This is a genomic window from Micromonospora sp. NPDC049559, from assembly GCF_040676675.1.
Classification (GTDB): Bacteria; Actinomycetota; Actinomycetes; order Mycobacteriales; family Micromonosporaceae; genus JBFAPK01.
The window spans coordinates 69,461-95,285 of record NZ_JBFAPK010000002.1 but is presented as its reverse complement, the minus strand read 5'-3'; the positions used below and the strand labels follow the sequence as shown (position 1 = coordinate 95,285).

25 protein-coding genes are annotated in these 25,825 nt (G+C 72.2%); 18 read left to right on the top strand and 7 right to left on the bottom strand.

The genetic code is table 11. The annotated features are described in order from the left end of the window. The first annotated feature begins 48 nt into the window (after positions 1 to 48). The 4 genes from AB0J86_RS03525 to AB0J86_RS03510 all read left to right on the top strand — a co-directional run bounded on the left by AB0J86_RS03525 (position 49) and on the right by AB0J86_RS03510 (position 4,402). Positions 49 to 948: a LysR family transcriptional regulator gene (locus tag AB0J86_RS03525; protein WP_363851891.1), complete on the top strand. Its 900-nt coding sequence runs from the start codon at positions 49 to 51 to the stop codon at positions 946 to 948. A gap of 220 nt (positions 949 to 1,168) precedes the next feature. Then, the gene (locus AB0J86_RS03520) at positions 1,169 to 2,149 is read left to right on the top strand and encodes a transporter substrate-binding domain-containing protein (RefSeq protein ID WP_363851889.1); all 981 of its coding nucleotides are present in this window, start codon (positions 1,169 to 1,171) and stop codon (positions 2,147 to 2,149) included. Further along, the gene (locus AB0J86_RS03515) at positions 2,146 to 3,264 is read left to right on the top strand and encodes a hypothetical protein (protein ID WP_363851886.1); all 1,119 of its coding nucleotides are present in this window, start codon (positions 2,146 to 2,148) and stop codon (positions 3,262 to 3,264) included. The genes AB0J86_RS03520 and AB0J86_RS03515 overlap by 4 nt, the downstream gene beginning before the upstream one ends. Before the next feature lie 112 nt (positions 3,265 to 3,376). Further along, on the top strand, positions 3,377 to 4,402 hold the full coding sequence (locus tag AB0J86_RS03510) for a Gfo/Idh/MocA family oxidoreductase (RefSeq protein ID WP_363851883.1): 1,026 nt from the start codon (positions 3,377 to 3,379) through the stop codon (positions 4,400 to 4,402). A 75-nt stretch (positions 4,403 to 4,477) separates the two neighbouring features. Here the strand turns inward: AB0J86_RS03510 and AB0J86_RS03505 are convergent, their stop codons facing one another. Beyond that, positions 4,478 to 5,212, bottom strand: coding sequence for a class I SAM-dependent methyltransferase (locus tag AB0J86_RS03505; protein WP_363851880.1), 735 nt, complete (start codon positions 5,210 to 5,212; stop codon positions 4,478 to 4,480). A gap of 208 nt (positions 5,213 to 5,420) precedes the next feature. Between AB0J86_RS03505 and AB0J86_RS03500 the strand changes: the two genes are divergently transcribed. After that, positions 5,421 to 5,870 (top strand): nuclear transport factor 2 family protein, encoded by a 450-nt coding sequence (locus AB0J86_RS03500; RefSeq protein ID WP_363851877.1) that lies wholly within the window; start codon positions 5,421 to 5,423, stop codon positions 5,868 to 5,870. A gap of 65 nt (positions 5,871 to 5,935) precedes the next feature. Next, entirely contained in the window at positions 5,936 to 6,700 is a 765-nt protein-coding gene (locus AB0J86_RS03495; protein ID WP_363851874.1) for an SDR family oxidoreductase, read from the top strand. Positions 6,701 to 6,781: 81 nt separating this feature from the next. On the opposite strand, the gene AB0J86_RS03490 is transcribed toward AB0J86_RS03495, so the two are convergent. Both AB0J86_RS03490 and fabG read right to left on the bottom strand, forming a co-directional pair. Then, positions 6,782 to 7,741 carry an aromatase/cyclase gene (locus tag AB0J86_RS03490; protein ID WP_363851871.1) on the bottom strand — a complete coding sequence of 320 codons (960 nt, stop codon included), beginning with the start codon at positions 7,739 to 7,741 and terminating at the stop codon, positions 6,782 to 6,784. A 47-nt stretch (positions 7,742 to 7,788) separates the two neighbouring features. Continuing rightward, complete coding sequence (gene fabG / locus AB0J86_RS03485) at positions 7,789 to 8,571, bottom strand: 3-oxoacyl-ACP reductase FabG (RefSeq protein WP_363851868.1); 783 nt, start codon at positions 8,569 to 8,571, stop codon at positions 7,789 to 7,791. Between the two features lie 303 nt (positions 8,572 to 8,874). Between fabG and AB0J86_RS03480 the strand changes: the two genes are divergently transcribed. The 6 genes from AB0J86_RS03480 to AB0J86_RS03455 are packed head-to-tail and all read left to right on the top strand — an operon-like array spanning position 8,875 to position 14,212. Then, on the top strand, positions 8,875 to 9,213 hold the full coding sequence (locus AB0J86_RS03480; RefSeq protein WP_363851865.1) for an antibiotic biosynthesis monooxygenase family protein: 339 nt from the start codon (positions 8,875 to 8,877) through the stop codon (positions 9,211 to 9,213). A gap of 41 nt (positions 9,214 to 9,254) precedes the next feature. Continuing rightward, on the top strand, positions 9,255 to 10,520 hold the full coding sequence (locus AB0J86_RS03475; protein ID WP_363851862.1) for a beta-ketoacyl-[acyl-carrier-protein] synthase family protein: 1,266 nt from the start codon (positions 9,255 to 9,257) through the stop codon (positions 10,518 to 10,520). Then, entirely contained in the window at positions 10,517 to 11,734 is a 1,218-nt protein-coding gene (locus tag AB0J86_RS03470) for a ketosynthase chain-length factor (protein ID WP_363851860.1), read from the top strand. Before AB0J86_RS03475 ends, AB0J86_RS03470 begins: the two co-directional genes overlap by 4 nt. A gap of 58 nt (positions 11,735 to 11,792) precedes the next feature. Continuing rightward, positions 11,793 to 12,095 carry an acyl carrier protein gene (locus AB0J86_RS03465; RefSeq protein WP_363851857.1) on the top strand — a complete coding sequence of 101 codons (303 nt, stop codon included), beginning with the start codon at positions 11,793 to 11,795 and terminating at the stop codon, positions 12,093 to 12,095. Further along, positions 12,092 to 13,168 (top strand): ketoacyl-ACP synthase III family protein, encoded by a 1,077-nt coding sequence (locus AB0J86_RS03460; RefSeq protein WP_363851855.1) that lies wholly within the window; start codon positions 12,092 to 12,094, stop codon positions 13,166 to 13,168. The genes AB0J86_RS03465 and AB0J86_RS03460 overlap by 4 nt, the downstream gene beginning before the upstream one ends. Next, positions 13,169 to 14,212, top strand: a complete 1,044-nt coding sequence (locus tag AB0J86_RS03455; RefSeq protein ID WP_363851852.1) for an acyltransferase domain-containing protein — start codon at positions 13,169 to 13,171, stop codon at positions 14,210 to 14,212. Between the two features lie 63 nt (positions 14,213 to 14,275). On the opposite strand, the gene AB0J86_RS03450 is transcribed toward AB0J86_RS03455, so the two are convergent. Next, complete coding sequence (locus tag AB0J86_RS03450) at positions 14,276 to 15,136, bottom strand: methyltransferase domain-containing protein (protein WP_363851850.1); 861 nt, start codon at positions 15,134 to 15,136, stop codon at positions 14,276 to 14,278. 314 nt (positions 15,137 to 15,450) lie between these two features. Here AB0J86_RS03450 and AB0J86_RS03445 point away from each other — a divergent pair, with 314 nt between their 5' ends. The 5 genes from AB0J86_RS03445 to AB0J86_RS03425 all read left to right on the top strand — a co-directional run bounded on the left by AB0J86_RS03445 (position 15,451) and on the right by AB0J86_RS03425 (position 21,185). After that, the gene (locus AB0J86_RS03445) at positions 15,451 to 15,888 is read left to right on the top strand and encodes an ester cyclase (RefSeq protein ID WP_363851848.1); all 438 of its coding nucleotides are present in this window, start codon (positions 15,451 to 15,453) and stop codon (positions 15,886 to 15,888) included. Positions 15,889 to 15,980: 92 nt separating this feature from the next. Next, entirely contained in the window at positions 15,981 to 17,015 is a 1,035-nt protein-coding gene (locus AB0J86_RS03440) for a methyltransferase (RefSeq protein WP_363851845.1), read from the top strand. A gap of 5 nt (positions 17,016 to 17,020) precedes the next feature. After that, positions 17,021 to 17,965 carry an alpha/beta fold hydrolase gene (locus AB0J86_RS03435; protein WP_363851842.1) on the top strand — a complete coding sequence of 315 codons (945 nt, stop codon included), beginning with the start codon at positions 17,021 to 17,023 and terminating at the stop codon, positions 17,963 to 17,965. A gap of 236 nt (positions 17,966 to 18,201) precedes the next feature. Further along, complete coding sequence (locus tag AB0J86_RS03430; RefSeq protein WP_363851839.1) at positions 18,202 to 19,401, top strand: DUF418 domain-containing protein; 1,200 nt, start codon at positions 18,202 to 18,204, stop codon at positions 19,399 to 19,401. A 209-nt stretch (positions 19,402 to 19,610) separates the two neighbouring features. Next, a complete protein-coding gene (locus AB0J86_RS03425; protein ID WP_363851836.1) occupies positions 19,611 to 21,185 on the top strand; it encodes an FAD-binding protein in 1,575 nt (524 codons plus the stop codon). Positions 21,186 to 21,236: 51 nt separating this feature from the next. On the opposite strand, the gene AB0J86_RS03420 is transcribed toward AB0J86_RS03425, so the two are convergent. From AB0J86_RS03420 to AB0J86_RS03410, 3 genes are all read right to left on the bottom strand, one after another. Beyond that, positions 21,237 to 22,088, bottom strand: a complete 852-nt coding sequence (locus tag AB0J86_RS03420) for an ABC transporter permease (protein ID WP_363851833.1) — start codon at positions 22,086 to 22,088, stop codon at positions 21,237 to 21,239. After that, positions 22,085 to 23,083: an ATP-binding cassette domain-containing protein gene (locus AB0J86_RS03415; RefSeq protein ID WP_363851831.1), complete on the bottom strand. Its 999-nt coding sequence runs from the start codon at positions 23,081 to 23,083 to the stop codon at positions 22,085 to 22,087. Before AB0J86_RS03415 ends, AB0J86_RS03420 begins: the two co-directional genes overlap by 4 nt. A 264-nt stretch (positions 23,084 to 23,347) precedes the next feature. Then, complete coding sequence (locus tag AB0J86_RS03410) at positions 23,348 to 24,181, bottom strand: NAD(P)H-binding protein (RefSeq protein ID WP_363851829.1); 834 nt, start codon at positions 24,179 to 24,181, stop codon at positions 23,348 to 23,350. Between the two features lie 308 nt (positions 24,182 to 24,489). On the opposite strand from AB0J86_RS03410, the gene AB0J86_RS03405 reads away from it, so the two are divergent. After that, positions 24,490 to 25,785, top strand: a complete 1,296-nt coding sequence (locus tag AB0J86_RS03405; RefSeq protein ID WP_363851826.1) for a P450-derived glycosyltransferase activator — start codon at positions 24,490 to 24,492, stop codon at positions 25,783 to 25,785. The last annotated feature ends 40 nt before the right edge of the window (positions 25,786 to 25,825 follow it).

Here is a 25,825-nt window from a genome sequence, read left to right as displayed (position 1 = left end):
AGACAGATTTCAATGCCGACTGATAGGTGGCGCTTATAAGATGCGTTCGTGGAGTTGCGCCATCTCCGGTACTTCGTGGCCGTGGCCGAGGAGCTGCACTTCGGCCGGGCCGCGCGGCGACTGCACATCGCGCAGCCGGCGCTCTCCCAGCAGATCCAGCGGCTGGAGCGCGAACTCGGCGCACGCCTGCTGGTCCGTAACCGGCGCCAGGTGCAGCTGAGCCCCGCCGGGGCCGCGTTCCTGCCCGAGGCGCGGGCCGCGCTCGCCCAGGCCGACCGGGCGGCCAGCGTGGCCCGCCGGACCGCCGCCGGCGAGCTGGGCCGGCTCGCGCTCGGCTTCGTCGGGTCGGTCACCGACGAACTGCTGCCCCGGCTGCTGCCCGAATTCCGGATCCGGTACCCGGAACTACGCCTGGAGCTGCGCGAGATGACCAGCGCCGAGCAGGTCGCCGCGCTGGAGCGGGGCGAGCTGGACCTGGGTCTGCTCCGGCCACCCGCCCGAGGGCTCCGTACCCGGTTGGTCCACCGCGAGCCGCTGGTGGTGGCGCTTCCCGCCGGGCACCGCCTCGCGGGCGCCGACGGGCCGGGCGCCGACGAGCTGGACGGCGCCGAGCTGCGCGGGGAGCCGTTCGTCCTCTTTCCCCGGCACAAGGGCCCCGGCCTGTACGACATGATCATCGACTACTGCCAGCGCAGCGGCGTGACGCCGACCGTGGTGCAGGAAGCGGTGCAGATGCAGACCATCACGGCGCTGGTCGCGGCCGGTACCGGCGTGGCGCTGGTCCCGTCGTCGCAGCGGGCGGTCCCCCGCGCGGGCCTGGTCTTCCGGCCGCTCCGTAGCGCCCCGGCGGTCGACCTGGTGGCCGCGTGGTCCGATCCACACCGGACGCCGGCCGGTGACCGAGCCCTGGAACTGCTCACGGAGCACTTCGCGAACAACGCGGGTTGACCCGCCCGGCTGGACCTCGCTCCCCGGCGGCGGCGCGCCCCCATTGAGAGGGAGACCGGATCGACCGGCCCGGGGAGGCGCTCGCGGCACGTTCCGGCGGAAGCGTCCCCTGAACGGCCGGCTATCCGCTGTGTATTTGCCGAACTACATTCGGTATTGGTGCCGCCTGCTCGGCGGCCACCGCCTCCCTCGCCCCGCAGCCTCCGGCCGGAGGATCACGATGACACGTCTGGACCGCAAGTCAGCCGCACCGCCCGGCCCGAAAACCCGCCCCGGCGGACCCGTCGCCCGGCGCGACTCGGACTTCCTGCTCACCACCGGGGCGCTCCTGGTCGCGCTCGTCCTGCTGGTCGTCGCCGGCTGTACCGGCGCCACCGAGAAGCCCAAGCCGACGGTGGCAGAGAAGATAAAGGAAACCTCGCTCGCCACGAAGGACGAGATAAGGATCGGTGTCTACAAGGACGCGCCGTTGATGGGGTACGTCGAGAACGGCGTGCGCAGCGGGTTCGACATCGACCTCGCCCGGAGCGTGGCCAAGTTCCTCGGGTTCGAGCCCAGCCAGATCAAGTGGGTGGAGCTGACCACCGCCGAACGCGACACCTTCCTGCAGGCCGGGCAGGTGGACCTGGTGATCGCCAGCTACTCCATGACCGCGGACCGGTTGACGAAGGTCCGCTTCGCCGGGCCGTACCTGGTCACCACGCAGGCCGTACTGATCCACAAACGCCTGGAGGGGCAGATCAGGGAGATCCCGCACCTGCGGGGCCACCGGGTCTGCGTCACCGGCGCCTCCACCTCCAAGGAACAGCTGGAGCGCGAGAAGGTCGAGGTGGAGACGCTGACCAACCGCCAGGACTGCGTCCAGGGCATTCTCGACGGCCGGTACCAGGCAATGAGTTCGGACCGGACGATCCTCGCCGGCTTCGTCCACCAGCATCCCCGCGAGTTGGCGATCGTACCGATGCCGTTCGGCGGCAACGAGCGGCTCGGCATCGGTATCCCGAAGAACGACGAGGCGCTGGAGCAGTTGGTCACCTACTACCTGCACAAGAGCTACCGGGCCGAGCAGGCGGGCGAGGCCACCGACTGGCAGATCGCGTACCGCGAGAACCTCTGGCCGTACCTGGGCGCGATCCAGCAGCCACCGCCGGACGGCAGGCCGATCGAGCTCTTCGACCAGGATGTGAGGAACCGCCGGTGACCACCGAGCTGGATTCCGACTTCCGGCTCCAGGGATCGCGCGCCGCGACGGACGAGCAGACGCGGCGCGCGATCGAGGAGTCGGAGCAGCGGGCCAACGCGAGCCAGTCCTTCTGGACCGTGGCGGTCAGCGTGCCGGCGGTGCTCTCCGTGATGCGTCTGGTCGTCGAGGCCGGCGGCGAACTGCAGACGACGCTGCTGCTCGTGGCCAACGTCAATCCGGTCAACCTCGTGGCCGCGTTCATCACCACCGGTACCCGGATGGTCTCGGCGCTGCTCGTCTTCATCTTCACCATCAGCGCGATCCTCGACGCCAGCGTGCCGGCGCTGACGCCGGAGCGGGGCGCGCGGCTGCGGCGGACGTTGATCGTACGGTGGAAGAGCGCGGCGCCGACCTGGTTCGTCTGGGTGGTGATCGCGGTCGCGGCCCTCACCTGGGAGATCCTCTACCTGCCGTGGCTGCTACCGGCGCTCGCCGCGATGTACCAGATCTCCCCGTCCCGCCTGCACCCCGACCGGCGGGTCGCCTACGGGGTCGTCACCGCGCTGCTCGCGGTCTACGGCGCCCTCGTCGGCCCGACCCTGTGGGACGCGGGCCGGCAGGGGGAGTGGCTGGTGATCGCCTTGCTGGTGATTCCGCCGCTGCTGGCGGTGGTGATCACCGGGCCGCTCCATCCGGCCGTGATCCGTGGGCCGGTCAAGGCGCTGGGACCGCTGGTGCTGGTGGCGGCGATGCTCTGGGCCGGCGCCTCGGTGCTCACCACGCCGGTGTTGCCGCTGACCGTCACCACCGTCGGTGCCACGGACGACCCGGCGCGGGACACCCCGGCCACCACCGAGGAGATCCGGGGTCGGCTGATCAGCGTCAACGACCTGCACGCGGCGATCCTCCAGGAGCGCGGCGGGGTGCGGTACGTCCCGACCGGCCGGGTCCGCGCGCACGTGCTCTGCCCCAGCGAGGCCGAGCTGCCCCGCTACCGGCTCTGGGTGCTCGGATACCACGTGGAGAACTCGCTGCTGGAGGCGTTGGGTCGGGCGAAGCGCCCGTCGCCCGCGATCGGCGCCACCTGCCGGGTCGCCGAGGACTCGGCCGAACCGACCTGGCGTCGCGAGTGACCGCCGGCGGCCCGATTTCCGTTCGAGCATCCTTCAAGTAGCGTCCCAAGGCCGCTGCATAGGGTGGGGACGATGTAGATCGAACCCGTGTGCGGCCACTGTGAGGTGATCGATGCCCGAACCCGGCACCAAACGCGTGGTCAGACTAGGTGTCGTGGGATGCGCCGACATCGCGGTTCGGCGCATCCTGCCGGCGGTTGTCCAACACGACTCGCTGCGACTGGTGGCGGTGGCGAGCCGCAGCGCCGAGAAGGCCGAGCGGTTCGCGGCCCGGTTCGGCTGCGCCGCCGTGGTGGGCTATCGGGAACTGCTGGAGCGTACCGACATCGACGCGGTGTACCTCCCGCTGCCGCCCGGTCTGCGCTATCACTGGGCGACCGAGGCCCTCAACGCCGGCAAGCACGTGCTCGCCGAGAAGCCGCTCTGCACCAGCTACGACGAGACGCGGGAACTCACCCGGCTGGCCCGCCGGCGGAAGCTGGTGCTCGCCGAGAACTTCATGTTCCTGCACCATTCCCAGCACCTCGCGGTTCGCTCGCTGATCGAGGACGGCGCGATCGGGGAGGTGCAGGTCTTCGCCAGCTCGTTCGGCGTTCCACCGCTGGACCCGGGCTCGTACCGGTACCGGCCGGAACTGGGCGGCGGTGCCCTGCTGGACCTCGGCGTCTACCCGGTGCGGGCCGCGCAGCTCTACCTCTCGCCGCATCTGGAGGTGCTGGGCGCGACCCTGCGGGTCGACCCGATGCGCGGCGTCGACGTCGCCGGCAGCGCGCTGCTCTGCCGGCCGGACGGCGTCGCGGTACAGCTGGCCTTCGGATTCCAGCACTCGTACCGGTCCAGCTACGCGATCTGGGGCACCCGGGGCCGAATCAGTCTTGCCCGGGCGTTCACCCCGCCGGCCCAGTACCGGCCGGTCGTCCGGCTGGAGCAGCAGGACCGGCTGACCGAGATCACGTTGCCCGCGGACGACCAGGTGGGCAACGCCGTGGGCGCCTTCGCCGACGCCGTGCTCAGCGGCGCGGACCGGCGGACCGCCGACGAGGAGTCGCTGGCCCAGGCCCGGCTCGTCGAGGAGGTACGCAAGGTGGCGCGGACGAGGTACGGATCCGGCGGGTCCGAGGCGACGGACCAGGGGTGAGGCCGGCGCGGCACGGCGGGGGGCCACCCGGGCGGTGGAGCCCGTCGCCGGGCCGCCGGGAGGTCCGGGCCGAGGTCAGCGGCGCTGCCCGACGAAGAGCCCGCGGCCGGTGGTGGCGAACGGTCCCAGCTCCGGCGAGCCGTCCGGCAGGTACCGCGCGGTGCAGCCGGCGTCGTCGAGCGCGCCCAGGTACTCCTCGAGCGTGAAGAGCGTCAGCAGGTCGACCTCGGTGAACTCCCGGATCCCGGTCCTGTCCGCGACGGTGAACCGGGCCTCCAGGCGGGTGACGCCGTTCTGACAGGTCGAGTGGGAGATCCGGGCGATGGTCCGGCCGTTGTCGCGAACCAGGTCGCCGGCGACGTAACCCTCGATGAACCGGTCCGGGAACCACCACGGGTCGATCACGATGACGCCCCCCGGGACCAGGTGCCGGGCCATGGCACCTACGGCGTTGCGCATGTCGGCCAGGCCCCCCACGTAGGCGATGGCGGTGAACATGCAGCAGACCGCGTCGAACGTCCGGTCGAGCTGGAAATCGCGCATGTCGCCGGCGTGGACGGGCACCCCCGGGAGCCGCTGTACCGCCCGGTCCCGCATGGCGGCGGAGAGTTCCAGCCCCTCGGCGCGGGCGAACAGCCGACTGAGCCGCGCCAGATGCAGGCCGGTGCCGCAGCCGACGTCGAGCAGCGAGTCGGCCTCGCCGAATCGCGTGCGGACCATCCGCGCCACGTGCTCCGCCTCCGCCGCCCAGTCCTTGCCGCGGCTGCGGTAGATGACCTCGTAGACGTCGGCGAGTTCCCGCCCGAACATCTGGCCTCCTCGAAATCGGTGCGGAAGCGACGCGGGCGATGCCGGCGCGCGTGCCTCCCATCGTGCGCCTACCAGCTTGAGAAGCCGTAGAGGTCACCTTGAACCGCACGCCGTAACCGCCTTCGAGCCGGCTTCTAAGGCGGCGTGCCACCGTCGGGATCAACCGCCGGAGGCCGTACGGCCGGACCGACCAGGAGGAGTGATGTCGATGCCAGTTCCGGTGACCGGGGAAGCCGAGCCGTTGGCCGGCGCGGAGACCTACGCGCAGGTGCAGCAGTTCTACGCCCGGCACATGCACCTGCTCGACGCGGGCGCCGCGGACGAGTGGGCCCGGACGTTCACCGAGGACGGGATGTTCGCCCCGCCGTCGCTGCCGGAGCCGGTCCGTGGCCGGGCCGCCCTCGCCGCCGGTCTGCGCGAGAGCGCCGCGCGGCTGGCCCGTACCGGCGAGGTCCGCCGGCACTGCGTGATGATGATCGATGTCCGGCCGCAGTCGGACGGGTCCCTGCGGGTGCGGAGCTACACGCAGGTCGTCGCGACGACGCCGGCCGAGGGTTCGCGGCTCCTGCTCATGTGCGCCTGCCACGACGTACTGGTCTGGCAGGACGGCCAACTGCTCGTCCAGGAGCGGCGGGTCACCCGCGACGACCGTCCCTGACCGCATCCGCCGCCGGATCGCCGCGGCGCCGCCGCCGTACCGCTGCCCAGAAAGGTTGCTGAGCCATGACGACACCACCAGCCGAGGCCGCGCCCGCCGTCATCATCACCGGCGGGGGCACCGGGATCGGCCGCGCCACCGCGCACGCGTTCGCCGAGCGGGGCGCCCGGGTACTCATCGTGGGGCGCACGGAGGCCACGCTCCGAGAGACCGCCGAGGGCCACGACGGCATCTCCACCGTCGTCGCCGACATCACCGCCGCGGACGGACCCGACCTCGTCGTCGAGGCCGCGCTGCGCGCGCTCGGCGGGATCGACGTACTGGTCAACAACGCGGCCACCGCCGCCTTCGGCGCGCTCGGCCAGCTCGACCGGGACCTGGCCCGGACCCAGTTCGACACCAACCTCTGCGCGCCGATCTTCCTCACCCAGCGGGCGCTCGAACCCCTGGCCGCCCGCGGCGGGACGGTCGTGAACGTCGGTACCGCGGGCGCGCTGGGGCTGCGGTCCTGGCCGAACAACGCCGTCTACGGCGCCAGCAAGGCGGCGCTGGACTTCCTCACCCGCTCGTGGGCCGTGGAACTGGCCCCGAGGGGGATCCGGGTCGTCGGGGTCGCCCCCGGCGTGGTGGACACCGGCGTCGGGGTGCGGGCGGGCATGCCGGAGGACGCGTACCAGGGCTTCCTCAAGCAGATGGCGGACCGCGTCCCGCTGGGCCGGGTGGGCCGGCCGGAGGAGATCGCCTGGTGGATAGTGCAGCTCACCCGGCCGGAGGCGCGCTACGCCAACGGCATGGTCGTGCCGATCGACGGCGCGCTCTCCATCACCTGAGCGGCGCGGCGGGGCGGGACGGTCGCCGGGACCGCCGGTCCACCCGCGCGGCCCGGACGCGCCGGCGTCCGGGCCGCGCGCTCAGCGCCGGTCGGCCGGGACACGCCGCTCGACGTACGCCTTCGCGTGTTCGAGCGTGGTCCTGCTGTTGCGCCCCAGCGCGTTCCGGACCAACTGCCGGGCCCGGGCGACGGTGGTGTCCGGCGGGAGGACCTCGGGGATCGCGTCGCGGTCGAGCACCACGGTGTGTGCGGAGGTGACTTCGGTGCCGCCGGAGACCGCCCGGAACGACCACCGGCCGGTGTGCACGGCCAGCAGCCGGGGCCGTTCGAGCTGCTTGTAGACGATGCGCTCGGGGGCGAAGCAGATGCGCACCGATCGGGTGGTGTGCACGTCCCCGTCCGGGGCGCGGGTGTCCATCTCGAGCAGTTGGGTGCCGGGCGGATCCTCGTCCAGCCGGACCCGGGCCACGTGCGGCAGCCGCTCGGGCCAGCCGTCCGCGTCGTGGATGAACGCGTACACGGGTTCCGGGGGCGCGTCGACGTGTACCGTGTCGGCGAAGGTGAGCAGCAGCTCGCGGTCGTCCTCGGTGCGCTCCGCCGCGTTCCTGAGGGCGGCGAGCTCCGCGTCGCTGTTGGTGTCCACGGCCCGCGTGATCCACGCCAGCGTCTCCGGCTCCGCCGTGAGCGCGCGGAACTCGTGCGTGAGGGTCACCTCGGTCCGGTCCGGCCCCGCCGCCTCGACGATCCACTCGCCGGACATGCTGGCCAGGGGCGGCGCCGGTACCTCCTGCTGGAACCGGATCCGGCGCCGGTCCCGATGCAGCAGCCGCCGCGAGGTCCAGGTCTTCACCTCCCCGTTGGCGGTGGCCCAGATCCGCAGCCGCTCCTCGGTGTCGCTGCGCCGCAGGTATTCGGCGTGCAGGGTGGGCGGGAAGACGTACGGCCAGGCGGTGACGTCGGCGACCAGGGCGAAGACCTGCTCGGCCGGGGCGTCGACGGTGATGCGGTGGACGGTGGCGTGCGGTTCCGAAGGCGTCATGTCATGTCCTCGATCGTCGTGCCACCCGCTGGGGTGGCGGGGAGGGGTCAGAAGTTGCCGAGGCCGCCGCAGACGTTGAGGGCCTGCGCGGTGATGGACGCGGCCCGCTCGGAGGTGAGGTAGGCAACCAGCCCGGCCACCTCGTCGGGGGTGGCGTACCGGCCGAGCGGGATCTTGGCTTCGAACCGTTCGAGGACCGCCTCCTCGCTGACGCCCCAGTGGTCGGCGTAGCCCTGCCGCACCCGCTGGGCCATCGGCGTCTCCACGTAGCCCGGGCAGACCGCGTTGACGGTGATCCCGGTCTTGGCGAGTTCCAGGCCGAGCGCCTTGGTGAAGCCCACGACGCCGTGCTTCGAGGCGCTGTACGGCGCGCCGAGCACGACGCCCTGCTTGCCGGCGGTGGAGGCGATGTTCACGATCCGGCCGCTTCCGCGCGCCAGCATGCCCCCGGTCGACAACACCTCGCGGGTCACCCGGAAGACGCTGTTGAGGTTGGTCTCGATGACGTCGAGCCACAGCTCGTCGCTGAGCTGGGCGGTCACCCCGCCGCCGCTGCGCCCGGCATTGTTGACCAGTACGCCGACGGGGCCGAAGCGTTCGACGGCGGCCCGGACCAGGGCCGCGACCTGAGCCCCGCTGCGTACGTCGCACGGGCTCCCGTCCACGTCGAGTCCACGCGTGCGCAGTTGCTTGACCGTGCTGGCGACGGCCTCGTCGTTGCGCGCGCAGAGGTAGACCCGGCTGCCCTGTTCGGCGAGGAGCGTCGCGACGGCCAGCCCTATCCCGCTGGTCCCCCCGGTGACGAGGGCGACCTGTTCCGTGTCCGACATGGATCTCCTCCCGGTTGGTGCGCCTGGGCGTGCGGGCCGGTCGGACGAGCGGATCGGACCGGCGGGCCGGCCCGCCGGTCCGGCGCTGACGGTCACGCTGCGCCGACCCTGACACGTCGTACTCGAAGTCCGCTCCGCAGCCGATCCGGGCTGCCGCTCACCCTCGGGGTCGGCGCCGCCGGCGGGTGTCGTGCCCGGCGCGGTCCAGCCATCTTCGAGCTTCCTGCGACGAGCACCTTGCAGCGTGGTGAGCAGGCCAGCAGGCCGGTGTCAAGTGGCTGAGACGGCGAAGGGAAGCGGCAGATGCCCAGTGACGCGTCGAGTACCCCGACGAACGGTCCGGTCACGTTCGTGAACCGGTTCACGGTCCGTAGCTCGGCGGAGGAGTTCGAGCGGGTCTTCATCGAGACCTCGGAGTTCATGGCCGGGCGGCCCGGCTTTCTCCAGAACACCCTGCTGCGTCACATCGACGGGCCCGGCACGTACCTGAACATCGCCCAGTGGCGGGACCTGGCCGCGTTCCGCAGCGCCGTGAGCCACCCGGAGTTCCAGCCCCACGCCGCCGCGCTGCGCGAGATCAGCACCAGCGAGCCGAACCTCTATCAGCCGCGGCACACCTTCACGGCCGCGTCCGGGCAGTGAACCCGCCCGCCGCCGGCCGTCTGTTCGGGACGAGGTTGGTCATGAATCGACGTGTAGTTGTCACCGGGATCGGGGCGGTCGCCCCCGGTGGTGTCGGTGTCAAGCCCTTCTGGGAACTGCTGACCGCGGGCCGTACCGCGACCCGGCGCATCAGCTTTTTCGATCCCGCGCCGTTCCGCAGCCGGATCGCCGCCGAGTGCGACTTCGACCCGGTCGCCGCCGGCCTGTCGGCCCAGGACGTCACCCGGCTCGACCGGGCCGCCCAGTTCGCCCTGGTGGCCGCCCGGGAGGCGATGCTGGACAGCGGTCTCGCGGTGGACGCCGACAACGCGCACCGGGTGGGGGTGAGCCTGGGCAGCGCGGTCGGCTGTACCGAGCGGCTGGAGCGGGAGTACGTCGCCATCAGCGACGCCGGCCAACGGTGGCTGGTCGATCCCGACCGCGCCACGCCGTACCTCTACGACTACCTGGTGCCGAGTTCGATGGCGGCCGAGCTCGCCTGGCTGGCCGGTGCGGAGGGTCCGGCGACCGTGGTGTCCGCCGGCTGCACCTCGGGCATCGACGCGGTCGGCTACGCGTACGAGCTGATCCAGGAGGGCACGGCCGATGTCATGATCACCGGCGGCACGGACGCGCCGATCTCCCCGATCACCGTGGCCTGCTTCGACGCCATCAAGGCGACCTCGGCACACAACGACGATCCGGAACACGCCCTGCGCCCGTTCGACCGTACCCGGAACGGCTTCGTGCTCGGCGAAGGCGCCGCGGTGATCGTCCTGGAGGAGCTCGCCGCCGCGCGGCGGCGCGGCGCGCACGTCTACGCCGAGGTCGTGGGTTTCGCCTCGCGGGGCAACGCCCACCACATGACGGGCCTGCGCGCGGACGGCCGGGAGATGGCCGCGGCGATCACCGCCGCGCTCGACGACGCCCGGCTCGACCCGACCGCGGTGGACTACGTCAACGCGCACGGTACCGCTACCCGCCAGAACGACGTGCACGAGACCGGAGCGTTCAAGGCGAGCCTCGGCCCGCACGCGTACCGGGTCCCGATCAGCTCGATCAAGTCGATGATCGGGCATTCACTCGGCGCCATCGGCGCGCTGGAGGTGGCCGCGAGCGTGCTCGCCATGGAGCACGGGGTCATCCCGCCCACGGCGAACCTGCACGAGCCGGACCCCCAGTTGGATCTCGACTACGTGCCGTTGACCGCCCGCGAGCAACCGGTCGACGTCGCGTTGACGGTCGGCAGCGGCTTCGGCGGCTTCCAGAGCGCCATGGTGCTCGCCCGGCCGGAGGTGCGGGCGTGACGGCGGCAGTGGTGACCGGCATCGGCGTGGTGGCGCCGAACGGCCTGGGGATCGACGAGTACTGGGCGGCGACCCTGCGCGGCGAGAGCGGCATCCGGCGGATCACCCGGTTCGACCCGGACGGGTATCCGGTCCGGCTCGCCGGTGAGGTCGTCGGCTTCGCCCCGAACCAGCACCTGCCCGGCCGACTCCTGCCGCAGACCGACCGGATGACGCAGTTCGCGCTCGCCGCGGGGGACTGGGCGGTGCGGGACGCCGACCTCGACCTGGCCGCGCTGCCCGCGCTGGAGCTCGGCGTGATCACCGCCGGTTCGGCCGGTGGCTTCGACTTCGGCCAGCGGGAACTGCAGAACCTCTGGGGCAAGGGCCCCAACCACGTCAGCGCGTACATGTCGTTCGCCTGGTTCTACGCGGTCAACACGGGCCAGCTGTCGATCCGGCACGACCTGCGCGGGCCCATCGGCGTCTTCGTGACGGAGCAGGCCGGCGGCCTCGACGCGGTGGCGCACGCCCGGCGCAAGATCCGCCGGGGCGCGCGGCTCATGGTCACCGGCGCCGTCGACTCCGCGCTCTGCCCGTACGGCCTCACCGCGCAGATCACCTCCGGACGCCTCACCGGGCGGACCGACCCGCGCCGCGCGTACCTGCCGTTCGACCGGGACGCCAGTGGTCACGTACCGGGCGAGGGCGGGGCGATCCTCGTGGTGGAGGAGGCCGGGCAGGCCCGGGCGAGAGGGGTCCGCGGGTACGGCACGATCGCCGGCTACGGGGCGACCTTCGACCCCGCACCGGGCAGCGGGCGCGGTGCCAACCTGGTACGCGCGATCGCGGGCGCGCTCGCCGACGCCGACCTCGATCCCGCGGAGATCGCCGTGGTCTTCGCCGACGCCGCGGCGCTGCCGGAGCTGGACGCCGCGGAGGCGGCGGCCCTGGCGGAGGTCTTCGGTGCCCGGGGTGTCCCGGTCACCGCCCCGAAGACGATGACCGGCCGGCTCTACTCCGGGGCCGGGCCGCTGGACCTGGTCAACGCGCTGCTGGCGCTGCGCGACGGGGTCATTCCGCCGACCGTGCACGTGGCGCCGGCGAGCGTGGACCACGACGTCGACCTGGTCATCGGCGGACCCCGGCCGCTCCGTGGCGGGGCGGCCCTCGTCCTGGCCCGCGGCCGGGGCGGTTTCAACAGCGCCATGGTGGTGCGCGCCGGCCCGGGCTGACGCGACCCGGGGGGCGGGACGGAAGCGACGAGAGAGCGACGGGTACGAGGAGGAGAAGATGACCGTGTTCGGCCTGGACGAGCTGATGCAGATCATGCGGGAGTGCGCCGGGGAGGACGAGGCGGCGCAGTTCGGCGGCGACCTCGCCAACACCGAGTTCAACCAGCTCGGCTACGACTCGCTGGCGCTGATGGAGACGGCCAGTCAGGTCGCGCGCCGGCTCGACATCTCGCTGCCCGAGGAGGAGTTCGCCCGGGTGGAAACGCCGGCCCAGCTGCTCGCCCTGATCAACGAGCGGCTCTCGGCGCGGAGCGGCCCGCAGGCCGGGGTGGCGGCGCGGACGGGCGGCACGACCGGGTGACGGGCGAGAACATCTACGTGGCGGGCTGCGCGAGCTGGCTTCCGCCGGCCGTCACCGCCCGGGCGGCGGTCGATGCCGGCGAGTGCGACGAGGCGCTGGCGACCAGCACCGGGATGCTGTCGGTGGCGGTCGCCGGTGCGGAGTCGGCGCCGGAAATGGCCGCGCGGGCGGGCCGCATCGCGCTGCGCCGAGCCGGCTGCGACCCGGCCGACATCGACCTGGTGCTGCACGCCAGCTTCTTCTACCAGGGGCACGAGGTGTGGGCGCCGGCCTCGTACGTGCAGCGGGTCGCCGTCGGCAACAACTGTCTGGCGCTGGAGGTGCGCCAGGCATCGAACGGTGGCATGGCGGCCGCCGAGCTCGCGCGGGCGTACCTGCTGGCGGACCGGTCCCGTACCGCCGCGCTCGTCACGACCGGGGACAAGGTCGGGCCACCCGGGTTCGCCCGGTGGCGCAGCGACCCGGGCACCGTCTACGCCGACGGCGGTACGGCGCTGGTGCTCTCGACCCGCTCCGGCTTCGCCCGACTGCGCAGCCTGGTCACCGTCTCCGATCCCGAACTGGAGGGGATGCACCGGGGCGACGACCCGTTCAGCCCGGCACCGTTCCGGCACCGCGCGGTCGTCGACCTCGACGCCTGCAAGCGGGCGTTCCTCGCCCGCACCGGGGTGCCGTACGCGGTGGCCCGGGTCAGTGCCGGACAGGAAGCGGCGATCACCCGGGCCGTGGCCGAGGCCGGGCTGAAGTTGACCGACATCGACCGGATCGCCCTGCCCCATCTCGGCCTGCGCCGGCTCCGGTCCGGGTATCTCCGCCAGTTCGAGATCGATCTGGCGCGTACCACGTGGTCGTGGAGCCGCCGGGTGGGGCACCTCGGGGCGGGCGATCCGATCGCCGGCCTGGACCACCTGGTCGGCAGCGGCGCCCTGCGGGCCGGGCAGACCTGTCTGCTGGTCAGCGTCGGCGCCGGATTCAGCTGGTCCGGCGCGGTGGTGGAGATGATCCGCACGCCGCGGTGGTCGGCGGGTGCCGGCGCCCGGGACCGGAAGTCGTCCAACTCGGGAGGAGACTAGATGTCCGTCACCACCTCGGCCGCGGTACCGGTGGAGCCGGCTGTCGCCGGGCCCCGCCCGGTCGCGCTGCTGCTTCCCGGCCAGGGCGCCCAGTACCAGCGCATGGGTGCCGGCCTCTACCCGGCTGAGCCGGCGTTCAGCGCGGCGATCGACGAGGTGTTCGAGGCATTCCGGGACGAGGGCGTACGGCTGCGGGCCGACTGGCTCGCCGACCGACCCGGTGTCCCGCTCGACCATGTCACCCGGGCCCAACCGCTGCTCTTCGCCGTCGACTACGCGCTGGCCCGGCTGCTGCTGAGCTGGGGCGTACGTCCCGCCGCCCTGCTCGGTCACAGCATGGGCGAGCTGGTGGCGGCCACCGTCGCCGGCGTCTTCGGACTGGCCGACGCGGCCGGACTGGTCCTCGACCGGGTACGCCGGGCGGTCCAGGCACCGCCGGGCGGGATGCTGGCGGTGACGGCCGCCCCGGACGAACTGGCCGCGCTGCTCGCCGACGACGTGGTCGTCGGCGCGGTGAACGCGCCGCGGCTGACCGTCCTGGCCGGACCGGACGGACCCCTGGACGCCGTGTCGGCACGCCTGCGCGACCGGGGGTACGTCTGCCGACGGGTGCCGTCGCTGACCCCGTTCCACAGTCCGGCGATGGCGGCGGCGAACCGTGGCGCCGAGGAAGCCGTCGCCGCGCTGCGGACCACCCCGCCCGCGATCCCGCTCTACTCGGCGTACACGGCGGCGCCGCTGCGCCCCGCGGAGGTGGCCGACCCGGGGTTCTGGGCCCGGCAACCGGTGGCGCCGGTGCTCTTCTGGCCGGCGCTGGAGGCGCTGCTGGCGAGCGGGGACTTCGTGCTGGTGGAGGCGGGACCGGGCCAGGCGCTGACGCAGTTGGCCCGCCGGCATCCCGCCGTGCGGGCCGGGCGCAGCGTGGTCGCGGCGCTGCTGCCGGCGCGTCCGGCCCCGCCCGAGGCGGACCGCCGGTCGGTGCGCCAGGTCTTCGAGATCCTGCGGGCCGAGGGGCATCCCGTCGGCGGCCACGCGGCCCGTTGACGGAACCGCCGACCGCGTCCGGCTGACCGCGTCCGGGCGGCCAGCCGGCGCGTTCCCGGGTGGCTACCGGGGTACGGCGGCGGTGACGAACCGGACCGGCACCTCCATCGTCAGCGGGCCCGTGCCCTCGCGGAGCGCGTCCAGGGCGGTGATCAGCCGGTCGCGCAGCTGGGCGGCCTCGGCCTCCGGTAGGTGCTGCCACAACAGACGCATCCCCTGGGTGTGCGACCAGTCGACCCACGCCCGCCCCGAGTGCGCGACCAGGTCGATCGGCTCGTCCACCACCATGACGTCGGCGAAGCCGGCGGTCCGCATGGTCCGCCGCAGGTCGTCCGGGTCGCTGAGCCAGGCGTTGAAGCGTCGCCGCAACTGCTCCGGCTGCCACTCGGGCGGAAGGTTGCGCAGCAGCGCGCGGGGGATGAGGTCGGTGAACATGGGCGGCAGGAACGGAAAGGTGTCGTCGGTGAAGACCGGACTGGTGAACGCGATCCGGCCACCCGGGACGAGAAGGCCGGCGTACCGGGCCAGGGCCGCCGGGGCGTTGGGCAGGAAGATGAGGCTGTAGCTGCCGGTCACCACCTGGAACGAGCGGGCGGGCAGGTCGGGGTTCTCCCCGTCCATCACGCGGACGTCGACGTTCTCGGCGCCCACCCGCTCGGCCTCGCGCCGGGCCTCCGCCACCATCGCGGGCGCGATGTCGATGCCGAGCACGTGACCGGTCGGTCCGACTCGTTCGGCCGACGGGAAGAGCGCCGCTCCCCGGCCGCAGCCGACGTCGAGGACCCGGTCGCCGGTTCGGGGGGCGGCGTGTTCCACCAGCCGGCGCCCCATCGGGGTGAAGAACCGCACCCCCATCCGGTCGTACGCCTCGGCGGCGCGGTCGAACACCTGCGCGACGGTGCTCTTGTACGTCGTCTTGTCCATCGGATCTCCCGTCTCCTCACCGGCGCCGACCCGTCCGGATCCGACCGGCGTGGGCCGCCGGAAGTCGGCCCGCCGACAGCGCGCCTTCCCCATCGGACCAAGCCTGGAATTTCGTCCTCGGGTTCCGGTCGAGAACGGATGCAAACGGGACACAGAATCGGTCTCGAAATGCCGGAGAGGGATTTTGTGGGTACGTCTTTTGGTTGTTCCCGGCGGTGGCCGCGGGTAATACTGAGGTCCCTGCCGCGGGCTGATCGTCCACATCGGGAGCCGCCGCGCGCACATTGTCTCCCCACTTTCGGAAAGGAATATACGTGAGCCAGCAGATCGAAACCGTTCGCCGTATGGTGAACGCCTACAACACCGGGAAGGTGGACGACGTCCACGAGTTCATCCACCCCGAGTACCTCAACCCGGGGGCGATGGAGCACTACAAGGACCTGCTCGGTCCGGACGCGTTCGCGCTGGCAGTGAAGTGGCTCAAGATGACCTTCTCGGAGGACGTGTTCCTCGACGAGATCGGGTACGAGGAGCGCGGTAACTGGGTCCGCGCGCGGCTGGTGCTCTACGGCCGCCACGTCGGCAACCTCGTGAGCATGGCGGCGACCGGCCGCCGCTTCTCCGGCGAGCAGATCCACCTGATCCGGCTGGTGGACGGAAAAATTCGCGACCACCGGGACTGGCCGGACTATCTGGGCACGTACCGCCAGCTCGGCGAGCCGTGGCCGGAAGGCGACGGCTGGCGGCCGTAGACGGTAATCGGCAACCAAATTCCTGTCAGTCATCGCACGATAGAATCCGGGAGCCGCGACTCATGGCGACGAACGAAAACGAATCAGCGTCGATGCGCGATTTGGACACCCTGCTGAAACTCGGCGCGCTACACACTCCGATGGTGGTCCGGGTCGCGGCCACCCTGCGGTTGGTCGACCACATCCAGGCCGGTTCCACGACGGAGCAGACCCTGGCCAAGGCGACCGGCACGAACCCGAACGCGTTGCTGCGCATCATCCGGCACCTGGTGGCCATCGGGATCCTGACCCGGTCCGCGACGGGGGAACTGGCGCCGACCTCCCTCGGGCGGCTGCTCGCCGACGACCACCCCGCCCAGCAGCGCGCCTGGTTCGACCTGACGAACGCCGTGTCCCGGGCCGACCTCTCCTTCTTCCGTCTGCTCGACGCCGTGCGCACCGGGCGCCCGACGTACGAGGCGGTGCATGGCCGGCCGTTTTACGAGGACCTGTCGGCCGATCCCGCGCTCGCCGCGTCGTTCGACGCGCTGATGGCCTGCGACCAGGACGTCGTCTACGACGCGCCGGCCGAGGCCTACGACTGGAGCGGCGTCCAGCGGGTGATGGACGTCGGGGGCGGGGTCGGCGGCTTCCTGATGGCGATCGCGAAGGCGGCGCCGCACGTGCGGGGAACGCTGGTCGAGCTCGCCGGACCGGCGGAGACCGCCCGGAAGCACTTCGAGAACAACGGGCTCGCGGACCGGCTCACCGCGGTCACCGGCGACTTCTTCGCGCCACTGCCCGGCCCCGCGGACGTCATCACGCTCTCGTTCGTGCTGCTGAACTGGTCGGACGACGACGCCCGGCGGATCCTGCGGCGGTGCACCGAGGCGCTGGCGCCGGGCGGCCGGATCCTGGTGTTCGAGCGCGACGACGTGGCCGAGGACGCCTCCAACGACCAGTTCACCCTGCTCGACCTGCGCATGCTGGTCTTCCTCGGCGGCCGGCTGCGGACCCGCGACGAGTGGGGAACCTTCGCCGCTTCGGCCGGGTTGGGCGTCGAGTCGGTGCTCCGGGTGCCGTCACCGTCCATGCCGTTCGACCTCTCCCTGCTCGTCCTCGCCCCGAATCCCGACCGAGAGGAGTGACCTCGATGAGCGAACGCATGGTTCGGGTCGGCGAGCTGCGACTCTGGACGCAGGACTTCGGTGATCCCGGGCACCCGACGGTATTGCTGATCATGGGCGGGAACCTCTCCGCGTACGGCTGGCCGGACGAGTTCGTCGAGCTGCTGGTGGCGGGCGGGTTGCACGTGATCCGCTACGACCACCGGGACACCGGCCGCTCCACCCACCGGGACTTCGACGAGCACCCGTACGGCTGCGCCGACCTGGCCGCGGACGCGGTCGCGGTGCTGGACGGGTGGGGTGTGGACGCGGCGCACGTGGTCGGCATGTCGATGGGTACGACGATCGCCCAGGTGGTGGCGCTGGACCAGCCGAAGCGGCTGCGCAGCCTCACGGTCATGCTCGGCGGCGCGCTGGACAACGACTTCGGCGTCGCGATCGAGTGCGCCATGGCCGGTACGCCCACCCCGGACGGCCTGCCCGCGCCCACCCAGCGGTTCCTCGACATGCTGGCGTTGGTCTCCCAGCCGGCCGAGGGCGAGGAGGCGGTCGTCGAACAGCGGGTGGCCAAGTGGCGGCTGCTCTCGGGCGACGACGACTCGTTCGACCCCGACGAGTTCCGGCGCTGGGAGCGGCGGGCGATCGCCCACGCGGGCACCTGGCAGGAACCGACCGCCCACTACCGGGTGACGCTGCCGCCGCTCAGCCGGGGCGCCGAGCTGCGGAACCTCACGGTACCGACGCTGGTGATCCAGGCTCCGCTGGACCCGGCGGCCCCACCACCGCACGGGCAGCACCTGGTCGACCTCATCCCCACCGCCCGCCTGGTGGAGATACCGGGCATGGGGCACGCGTTGACCAGCGCGATCCAGCCGGCCCTGGCCGACGCGATCATCGCGCACGCGCACGCCGCCGAAACCGCGCACGCCGCCGAGTCCGCGCACGCCGTCGAGGCCGCCCCGCGCCGCTGACCCGGTGCGGGATCTCGCCGCCGCCGCTGGAGGTCTCCTGCCGTTCTTCGAGCGCGTCTCAAGCGGTGGGTGTCAGCCTGCAAGCGGCGGCGGCCGGGGGCGCCGCGATCGGCGGGCCGCGCCGGCGTACCAGCCGGGCGGGCGGCAGCCGCGGTCCGAACACCCCGCGCGCCAGCACCGAGCACGGATCTGGTCATCGCCACGGCTCCGGCCGGCAGAGACAGGACGGGGTGGAAATGAGTGAGACCGTGCGGCGTCCCGCCGCGGCGGGACCTGCCCAGCCGGCGGCGACCCGGCAGCGGTACCTGGCTCCCGACCTCGCCAGGGGGACGATGCTGCTGATCGTCGCCCTCGTGCACGCGCACATGTTCCTGGCCGGCAGCGCCTCGGTGCTGCGCGGCTATCCGCCGGACGGGGCCGGGGTCGACGCCGTCGTGGCGGCCCTGCTCACCGTCTTCGCCGACGGCCGCAGCTACCCGATGTTCTCCGCCCTCTTCGGCTACGGCCTCACCCAGATCGCCCTGCGGCAGGAGGCGTCCGGCTGGGACTGGCCGAAGACCCGGCGGCTGCTGCGCCGGCGCGGGCGCTGGCTGCTGGTCTTCGGGCTTCTGCACCTGTTGCTGCTCTTCTCCGGCGACATCCTCGGCACGTACGGGATCATCGCACTGGTCTTCGTCGGTCTGCTGCGGGCGAGTGACCGGAGGATCCTCCGGCACAGCGCCGTCTGGTTCGTTCTCGGCTCGGTCACGTACGGCGTGATGCTCTTCGCCGCGGCGGCCGGCCCCGGTCCGGAGAACAGCTCCGCGTTGTTCATGTTGGACGACCCGGTGCAGGACGCGCTCTACCGGATCGCCACCTGGCCGGTCGGCACCCCCCTCTTCGTGGTCACCTCGGTCTGCCCCTTCCTGGTCGGGGTCTGGGCGGCCCGCCGGCGCGTACTGGAGGAGCCGGAACGCCACCTGGTCCTGCTGCGGCGGACCGCGCTGGTCGGCATCGCCGTGACCGTGCTGGGCGGGCTGCCGCTGGCCCTGGTCACCTCGGGGGTCTGGGCGGACCCGGCGCCCGGCCCGGCCATCGCCGTGGGCATCCTGCACACGGCGTCCGGCTACGCGGGCGGGTTCGGCTACGCGGCCCTCGTCGCGTTGGTCGCCTGGCGGATCGGAACCGCGCGGGGGCCCGTGGTCACCGCGGTCGCGGCCTGCGGCCAGCGGTCGCTCAGCTGCTACCTGCTCCAGTCGGTCGCGTGGATCGTCCTGTTCGCCCCGTACACGGTCGATCTCGGTAGCCGGATCGGCGTGGCCGCCTCCGCCGTCGTGGGCTTCGGCGTCTGGCTGGGCACGGTCCTGGTCGCCGAGCTGCTGCGCCGGCTCGACTCCCGTGGCCCGGCCGAGTCGCTGCTGCGCCGCCTCAGCTACGGGGCGAAACCGGCGGCGTAGCCGACCGGCTCCGGGTTCAGGACCGGCGGGCCGTCCGTGCCGGCGGGCCCGCCGCCGAGCCGCCGCAGCCGGCCGGGTCCCCGGTCGCCGGGGCAGGCGAGGGACGTCGCCGGCCGGACATCCGCTCCGCCGCCCGTGGCCGGGCGGAATCCCCCGTTCGCCCAAGCAGAAAGGCTGGACATTCCATGACCGAGATATCGCGGCGAGGTGTGCTGAGAGCGTCCGCCGCCGCCGGGCTGACCGCGGCCGTCGTCACCGCCGGCGTACCCGATCCGGCGCGGGGCGGGGGGCGCTCCGGGCGCGGCGCCGACCTCGGGCCGGTGACCGTCGGGCCGCAGGACCCCCGCTACCAGGAGCTGACCACCCGGTCGTTCAACGGGCGGTTCGTCGGGCGCCCGGAGTCGGTACGGGTCGTCGGGTCGACCGAGCAGGTCGTCAGGGTGGTCGACGAGGCGGTACGGGCCGGTAAGCGGATCGCGGTCCGTAGCGGCGGGCACTGCTTCGAGGGCTTCGTCGACGACCCCGCCGTGCAGGTCGTCATCGACGTGTCGGAGATGAAGGGGGTGTACTACGACCCGGCGCACCGGGCGTTCGCGGTCGAGGCGGGCGTGACGCTCGGACAGCTCTACCGCACTCTGTACCTGGGGTGGGGCGTGACCGTGCCCGGTGGCGGCTGTCCGGAGGTCGGCGCCGGCGGCCACGTCGCGGGGGGTGGGATCGGGGCGCTCTCGCGCCAGCACGGCCTGGTCGTCGACCATCTGTACGCGGTCGAGGTGGTGGTGGTCGATGCCGCGGGACGGGCCCGGGCGGTGGTGGCGACCCGGGACCCGGCGGACCCCGGCCACGACCTCTGGTGGGCGCACACCGGCGGGGGCGGGGGCAACTTCGGCGTGGTGACCCGCTACTGGCTGCGCTCCCCGCAGACCCGGGGGAGCGCACCGACGGGGCTGCTGCCGGTGCCGCCGGCGACCCTGCGGAAGGGTTCGATCAGCTGGCAGTGGAGCGACCTGACGGAGGCCGCGTTCGGACGGCTGGTACGCAACTTCGGATCGATCGGCGTCTCGGGGGCCCTGCCGACCGCGCTCTACAGCGGGATGTACCTGTTCCACCGTGCCGCCGGGGAGATCCGGGTGGAGGCGCAGGTGGACGGCGGCCTTGCGGGCGCGGAACGGCTGCTCGGTGACCACCTTGCCGCGATCGCCGCCGGAGTGGACGCGCCACACGTCACGGACCAGTACTCGACGCCGTGGCTCAAGTCGGTCCTCTCGGCGTACATGGGACCGGGCGGGTTCCGCTTCAAGACCAAGGCGGGGTTCCTGCGCCGGCCGTGGTCGGACCGGCAGATCAGCACCGTCCACCGCTACCTCACCGGGCCGGACGAGTTCGGCGGTGCGGCGGTCTACCTGACCACCGGCGGCGGGAAGGTGAACACGGTACCGGCCGGCGCGACCGCGATGCCGCACCGCGACGCGCTGATGACCGCGTACTACGAGGCGAACTGGGCGGATCCGGAGCAGGACGACGCGCAGCTGACCTGGGTACGCGAGCTGTACCGCGACGTGTACGCCGACACCGGCGGGGTGCCGGTGCCCGGCGACGCCAACGCCGGCTCGTTCGTCAACTATCCCGACGTCGACCTCGCCGATCCTCGGTGGAACACCTCCGGGGTCGCCTGGCACACGCTCTACTACGGGTCCAACTACCCCCGGCTGCGCGAGGTCAAGGCGCGCTGGGATCCCCGCCACGTCTTCCGGCACGAGCTGGGCGTCGAGCCGGCCCGGTGATCCGGCGGGCGCCGGGCCCCGGGCGAGGGGTCCGGCGCCCGCCGTCGCGGGTCAGCGCTGGACCCGCCGGGCGTACAGCCACATGGTCAGCGGTGCGAAGACCGCGATGATCGCGCCCGAGGTGATCAGTACGAGGGCGAGTTCACCACTGGTGGCGGTACCGTGCATCAGACCGCGGGTCGCGGTCGTGGCGTGACTGATCGGATTGACGCTCACGATTGCCTGCATCCAACCCGGCATTGTCGACGGGTCCACGAAGATGTTGCTCGTGAAGACGAGCGGGAATATCACGACCATGCTGGTGGAGCTCACCGACTCGGGCGCCTTCGCCACGATTCCGAGCGCCGCGAACATCCAACTCACGCTGAACGCGAACAAAATCAGCAGCGCGACCGCCAGCAGCGTGGCCGGGAAGCTGTCCGGACGGAAGCCCATGAGGATTCCGACACCGATGGTGATGGTCAGCGCGATCACGTAACGGACCACGTCGCCGAGCAGGTTTCCGACGATGGTGGCCGGCTGCCAGAACGGCAGCGTCCGGAACCGGTCGAAGATCCCCTTGGTGATGTCCATGCTGAGCGCGGTCCCGGTGTAGACGGTCATCAGGGTGACGGTCTGCACCAGTACGCCGGGGAGGAAGTACTGCAGGTACTCGCGGGTCGAGCCGGCGAACGCCCCGCCGAAGAGGTACGTGAACATGAGCAGGAAGATCAACGGCATCAGGATCACGTCGAGCAGCTGCGCCGGGTGGTGCTTGAAGGACCGGGTGACCCGCCAGAAGTGGGTGAGCACCGCGGAGAACGGGCCCGGCCTCGCGGGCCGGGTACGCAGCAGCAGCGCCGCGTGCGGTGACGTCTGGGGGGCGGACTGGTCCGGGACCGAAGTGGCCGGTGCGGTGGTCATGCCGCTACCTCCTCGCTGACCTTGGACTTCTCCTCCTTCTCGGCGGCCGCCGTGCGGTGGCCGGTGAGCGCGAGAAACACCTCGTCCAGGCTCGGCTGGCCGAGTGAGAAGTCGGCGACCGGGACACCGGAGCGAACGAGTTCGGCCAGGCCGTGGGCCACCCGCTCGGAATCCGAGACCCGCGCCGAGAGCGCCACCGGATCGGATTCCAGGCGCACCGGAACCCCCAGCGCCTCGTGGAGCACCCGTTGCGCCTGCTCCCGGTGGGCGGCGTCGAGTAGCCGTACGGAGACCGCGCCCGATCCCACCGACGCCTTCAGCTCGCCGGGGGTGCCCTCGGCAATGATCTTTCCATTGTCGATCACGGCTATCCGGTCGGCGAGCTGGTCCGCCTCGTCCAGGTACTGCGTGGTCAGCAGCACCGTGGTCTCCGCGGCGACCAGCCCGCGCACGATGTCCCAGACCTGGTTGCGGCTGCGCGGGTCGAGACCGGTGGTCGGCTCGTCGAGGATCACCAGGTCGGGGGTGACCACCATGCTCGCCGCGATGTCCAGGCGCCGTCGCATGCCGCCGGAGTAGGTCTTCGCCAACCGGTCGGCGGCCTCGGTCAGGCCGAACGCCTCCAGCAGTTCGCCCGCCCGGTTGCGCGCCCCGGCGAAGGAGAAGCCCAGCAGGCGCGCGACCAGCACCAGGTTCTCGCGGCCGGTGAGACCGTCCGCCACCGCCGCGAACTGCCCGGTGAGGCTGAGTCGGCGGCGTACCGCGTCGGCCTCGCGGACGACGTCGTGGCCGAAGACCAGTGCGGTGCCGCTGTCGGGGCGCAACAGCGTCGAGACCATTTGGATGGTGGTCGTCTTCCCGGCCCCGTTCGGCCCGAGGAAGCCATAGACGATGCCTCTGGGCACCGTCATGTTCAGGCCGTCAACCGCCGTGTTCTTTTCGAATCTCTTCACCAATTCTGAGGTCTCGATCACGAACTCGGACTGTTTCTCCATGCACGACTCCCAGAACTCGATTCACGGTGCGAGGTGCGGTCAGATCTGCCCAGCACGGAGCAAGCAGTCGGGCCCGGGGGCGCGCTGCAGGGGTTACCGTACACCCTCGTGCATCCTTGACGCACATAAAACTAATGCGATTCCCGGCTTGACATCCGTCCAGAAATGCTGTCAACGGTGTTGTCATTGAATGGTGTCGCATGATGTCGGCGAGCGGTGCGACAGGGCGCCATTGGAATAGTCGAAAGGTGATCTACTCTCGGGTCAACGGAAGTCGGCGACGTGGTCGCGGGCCCACCGCGCGAAGTCGCGGCCCGCCCGGCCGGTGACCTCGCGTACGGTGGGCAGCGGGGTCGGCGGTCGCACGGCCCATCTGGCCAGGTAGTTCAGGATGTGGTCGGCGTTCTCCTCCGGTATGTAGCGGCGCACCATGTCGGCGCGGGCCTGCTCCGGGGTGAGCTCCTCCACCCGGATGTCGCGGCCGAGCGCGAGGCCGATCTGCCGGGCCTGCTCGCGCTGGCTGACCGCCGTGGGCCCGGTGACGGTGTACGCCCGGCCCGCGTGCCGCTCGTCGAGCAGCGCCGCCACGGCCACCGACGCGATGTCGGCCTCGTGCACCGGCACCGCGGGCACGTCCGGGTAGGCCACCCGGACCGTCGCCTCGGTCCGGATCGACTCCGCCCAGAGGTCGACCGTGTTCAGCGCGAAGTCGCTCGGCCGCACGTGGGTCCAGCTCAGCCCCGCGGCCTCGACCGCGCGCTCGACGGCCACGTGGTACGAGGTGTCCACCCCGTCCGTGACCATCGCGGCGGAGAGCACCACGACGTGCCGTACCCCCGCCTGCCTCGCCAGGGCCGCGACCTCGGGGGCGGTGGCGGCGATCGGGAAGAGGTAGAGCCGGTCGACGCCGGCCAGCGCCTCCCGCAGCGTCTCCGGTGCGGTCAGGTCGCCGGGGCACACCTGGACCCCGCTCGGCAGCACGGCACGGTGGTCGTCCCAGTCGGGAACGAGCGCACGTACCTTCTCGCCGCCGCGTACCAGCTGGTCGGTGACCAGCCGTCCCACCTGTCCGGTCGCTCCGGTCACCAGAATCGTCATGTGGCTCTCCTCGCGCTCGGGTTGTGCCCGAGGCTGTCAAAGGCCGTTCGAGAACCGGTCGTACTTCGTTGAGGCCGACGGCCCGGGGAGCGCGTCGCAGGGGTATTTCGGCCGCCGCGAGCGGGCATCCCACGCGCCACCCGAGGCGGTGTAGCCGGAGTCGAGAGCCCCTGTAGCAGGCCTCACTAGCGTCCACTGCACGACCCCGGGCGACGATCGCGGGTCGCATCCGGTGCTGTGCCGCGCATCCGTTCGACGTCGGCGCGACCGCCGTACGCGGGTGCCCTTCTTCTCTCAAGGATGGGGTTATGTCAACAGAGCCCACGGACAGCGAGCTGGGTCGTCATCTGCTGACGATCCGCGGGTTCCATTTCATCTTCGGCGCGCAGGGCGACCCCTACGCGTTGATCCTCCGCTCGGAGAGCGACGATCCGGTGGCACTCGGCTCGCAGGTGCGCGACAGCGGCGAGCTGTACCGCAGCGAGGCCGGCGCCTGGGTGACGGCCAGCCACGGACTCGGCGCCGAGATCCTGGCCGACCCGAGGCTGGAGCTGCGGCACGCCGGCGTCGACGGCGACCAGCAGCAGCACGTCTTCCAGGACGTGTGGAGCGAGCCGAAGCTCTGTCACGTCCTGCCGCTCGACGCCGCCTGCCTCAATCTGGAGCGCTTCGAGTACGAGCGGTTGACCCGGCTCTCCGTACCGGTGCTGGGCGACAGGGCGATCGGCGGGCTCCGGTCCCGCGCCGAGCGGGCCTTCGCGCGCGCGCTCGACGGGGTCGACGGGGAGTTCGACCTCTGGAGCGACGTGGTACGCAAGGCCGTGGTCGACACCGTCGCCGAGCTGCTCGCCCTGCCGGCCGAGCGGCGCGAGGAGTTCGCGCGCCTCACGTCCGGGCTCGGGATCGCCCTCGACGCCGGGCTCTGCCCGCCCCAACTGCCCACCGCGCGGGCGATGGCCGCGTCCGTGGAGCAGCTGCGCCAGCTCCTGGCGGAGGCGGTACAGGAGCGGGTGGGCGGTACCGGGGACGACCTCGTCAGCACGCTCTGGCGGGAGTCCGGCCCGATGGATCCCGGCCCGAACGAGCTGCTGTCCGTCGCCACGCTGCTCAGCGTGGTCGGAATCGACGTGACCGCGAACCTGGTCTGCAACGGGATGTCGGAGTTGCTGGCCCGCCCGGACCAGTGGGCGCTGCTGCGCGACGACCCGGAGTTGGCGGCCGGCGCGGTGGCGGAGACGCTGCGGTACGCCCCGCCGATCCGGCTGCACAACCGGATCGCCCGCGAGGAACTGGAGCTGGCCGGTACGTCGATCCCCGCCGACAGCCAGGTGGTGGTCCTGGTCGAGGCGGCCAACCGCGATCCCGCCGTCTACCCCGATCCGGACCGCTTCGACATCACCCGGGACATGAAGAGCGCCCCGCTGACGCTCGCCGGCGGCCTGTACGCCGGCTTCGTCGCGCCGTTCGTAACCGAGGTGGCCGCCACCGGGCTCCGGACCCTGGCGGCGCGGATGCCGGCCGTGCGCCAGCGGGACGGGGTCCTGCGGCGGATGCGCTCGCCCGTGGTCCAGGGCCTGCTGCGGTTCCCCGCTGCGGTGGCGTGAGCGATGCGCGCCCAGCGACCCAGCTCCGAGGGGAGGGTCC

Bases quoted from the DNA above. Each gene is read 5' to 3' on its own strand.
- AB0J86_RS03520 (WP_363851889.1), top strand. From the start codon at position 1,169: ATGACACGTCTGGACCGCAAGTCAGCCGCACCGCCCGGCCCGAAAACC.
- AB0J86_RS03510 (WP_363851883.1), top strand. From the start codon at position 3,377: ATGCCCGAACCCGGCACCAAACGCGTGGTCAGACTAGGTGTCGTGGGA.
- AB0J86_RS03505 (WP_363851880.1), bottom strand. From the start codon at position 5,212: ATGTTCGGGCGGGAACTCGCCGACGTCTACGAGGTCATCTACCGCAGC.
- AB0J86_RS03500 (WP_363851877.1), top strand. From the start codon at position 5,421: ATGCCAGTTCCGGTGACCGGGGAAGCCGAGCCGTTGGCCGGCGCGGAG.
- AB0J86_RS03495 (WP_363851874.1), top strand. From the start codon at position 5,936: ATGACGACACCACCAGCCGAGGCCGCGCCCGCCGTCATCATCACCGGC.
- AB0J86_RS03490 (WP_363851871.1), bottom strand. From the start codon at position 7,741: ATGACGCCTTCGGAACCGCACGCCACCGTCCACCGCATCACCGTCGAC.
- fabG (WP_363851868.1), bottom strand. From the start codon at position 8,571: ATGTCGGACACGGAACAGGTCGCCCTCGTCACCGGGGGGACCAGCGGG.
- AB0J86_RS03480 (WP_363851865.1), top strand. From the start codon at position 8,875: ATGCCCAGTGACGCGTCGAGTACCCCGACGAACGGTCCGGTCACGTTC.
- AB0J86_RS03475 (WP_363851862.1), top strand. From the start codon at position 9,255: ATGAATCGACGTGTAGTTGTCACCGGGATCGGGGCGGTCGCCCCCGGT.
- AB0J86_RS03465 (WP_363851857.1), top strand. From the start codon at position 11,793: ATGACCGTGTTCGGCCTGGACGAGCTGATGCAGATCATGCGGGAGTGC.
- AB0J86_RS03455 (WP_363851852.1), top strand. From the start codon at position 13,169: ATGTCCGTCACCACCTCGGCCGCGGTACCGGTGGAGCCGGCTGTCGCC.
- AB0J86_RS03450 (WP_363851850.1), bottom strand. From the start codon at position 15,136: ATGGACAAGACGACGTACAAGAGCACCGTCGCGCAGGTGTTCGACCGC.
- AB0J86_RS03440 (WP_363851845.1), top strand. From the start codon at position 15,981: ATGCGCGATTTGGACACCCTGCTGAAACTCGGCGCGCTACACACTCCG.
- AB0J86_RS03435 (WP_363851842.1), top strand. From the start codon at position 17,021: ATGAGCGAACGCATGGTTCGGGTCGGCGAGCTGCGACTCTGGACGCAG.
- AB0J86_RS03430 (WP_363851839.1), top strand. From the start codon at position 18,202: ATGAGTGAGACCGTGCGGCGTCCCGCCGCGGCGGGACCTGCCCAGCCG.
- AB0J86_RS03420 (WP_363851833.1), bottom strand. From the start codon at position 22,088: ATGACCACCGCACCGGCCACTTCGGTCCCGGACCAGTCCGCCCCCCAG.
- AB0J86_RS03415 (WP_363851831.1), bottom strand. From the start codon at position 23,083: ATGGAGAAACAGTCCGAGTTCGTGATCGAGACCTCAGAATTGGTGAAG.
- AB0J86_RS03410 (WP_363851829.1), bottom strand. From the start codon at position 24,181: ATGACGATTCTGGTGACCGGAGCGACCGGACAGGTGGGACGGCTGGTC.
- AB0J86_RS03405 (WP_363851826.1), top strand. From the start codon at position 24,490: ATGTCAACAGAGCCCACGGACAGCGAGCTGGGTCGTCATCTGCTGACG.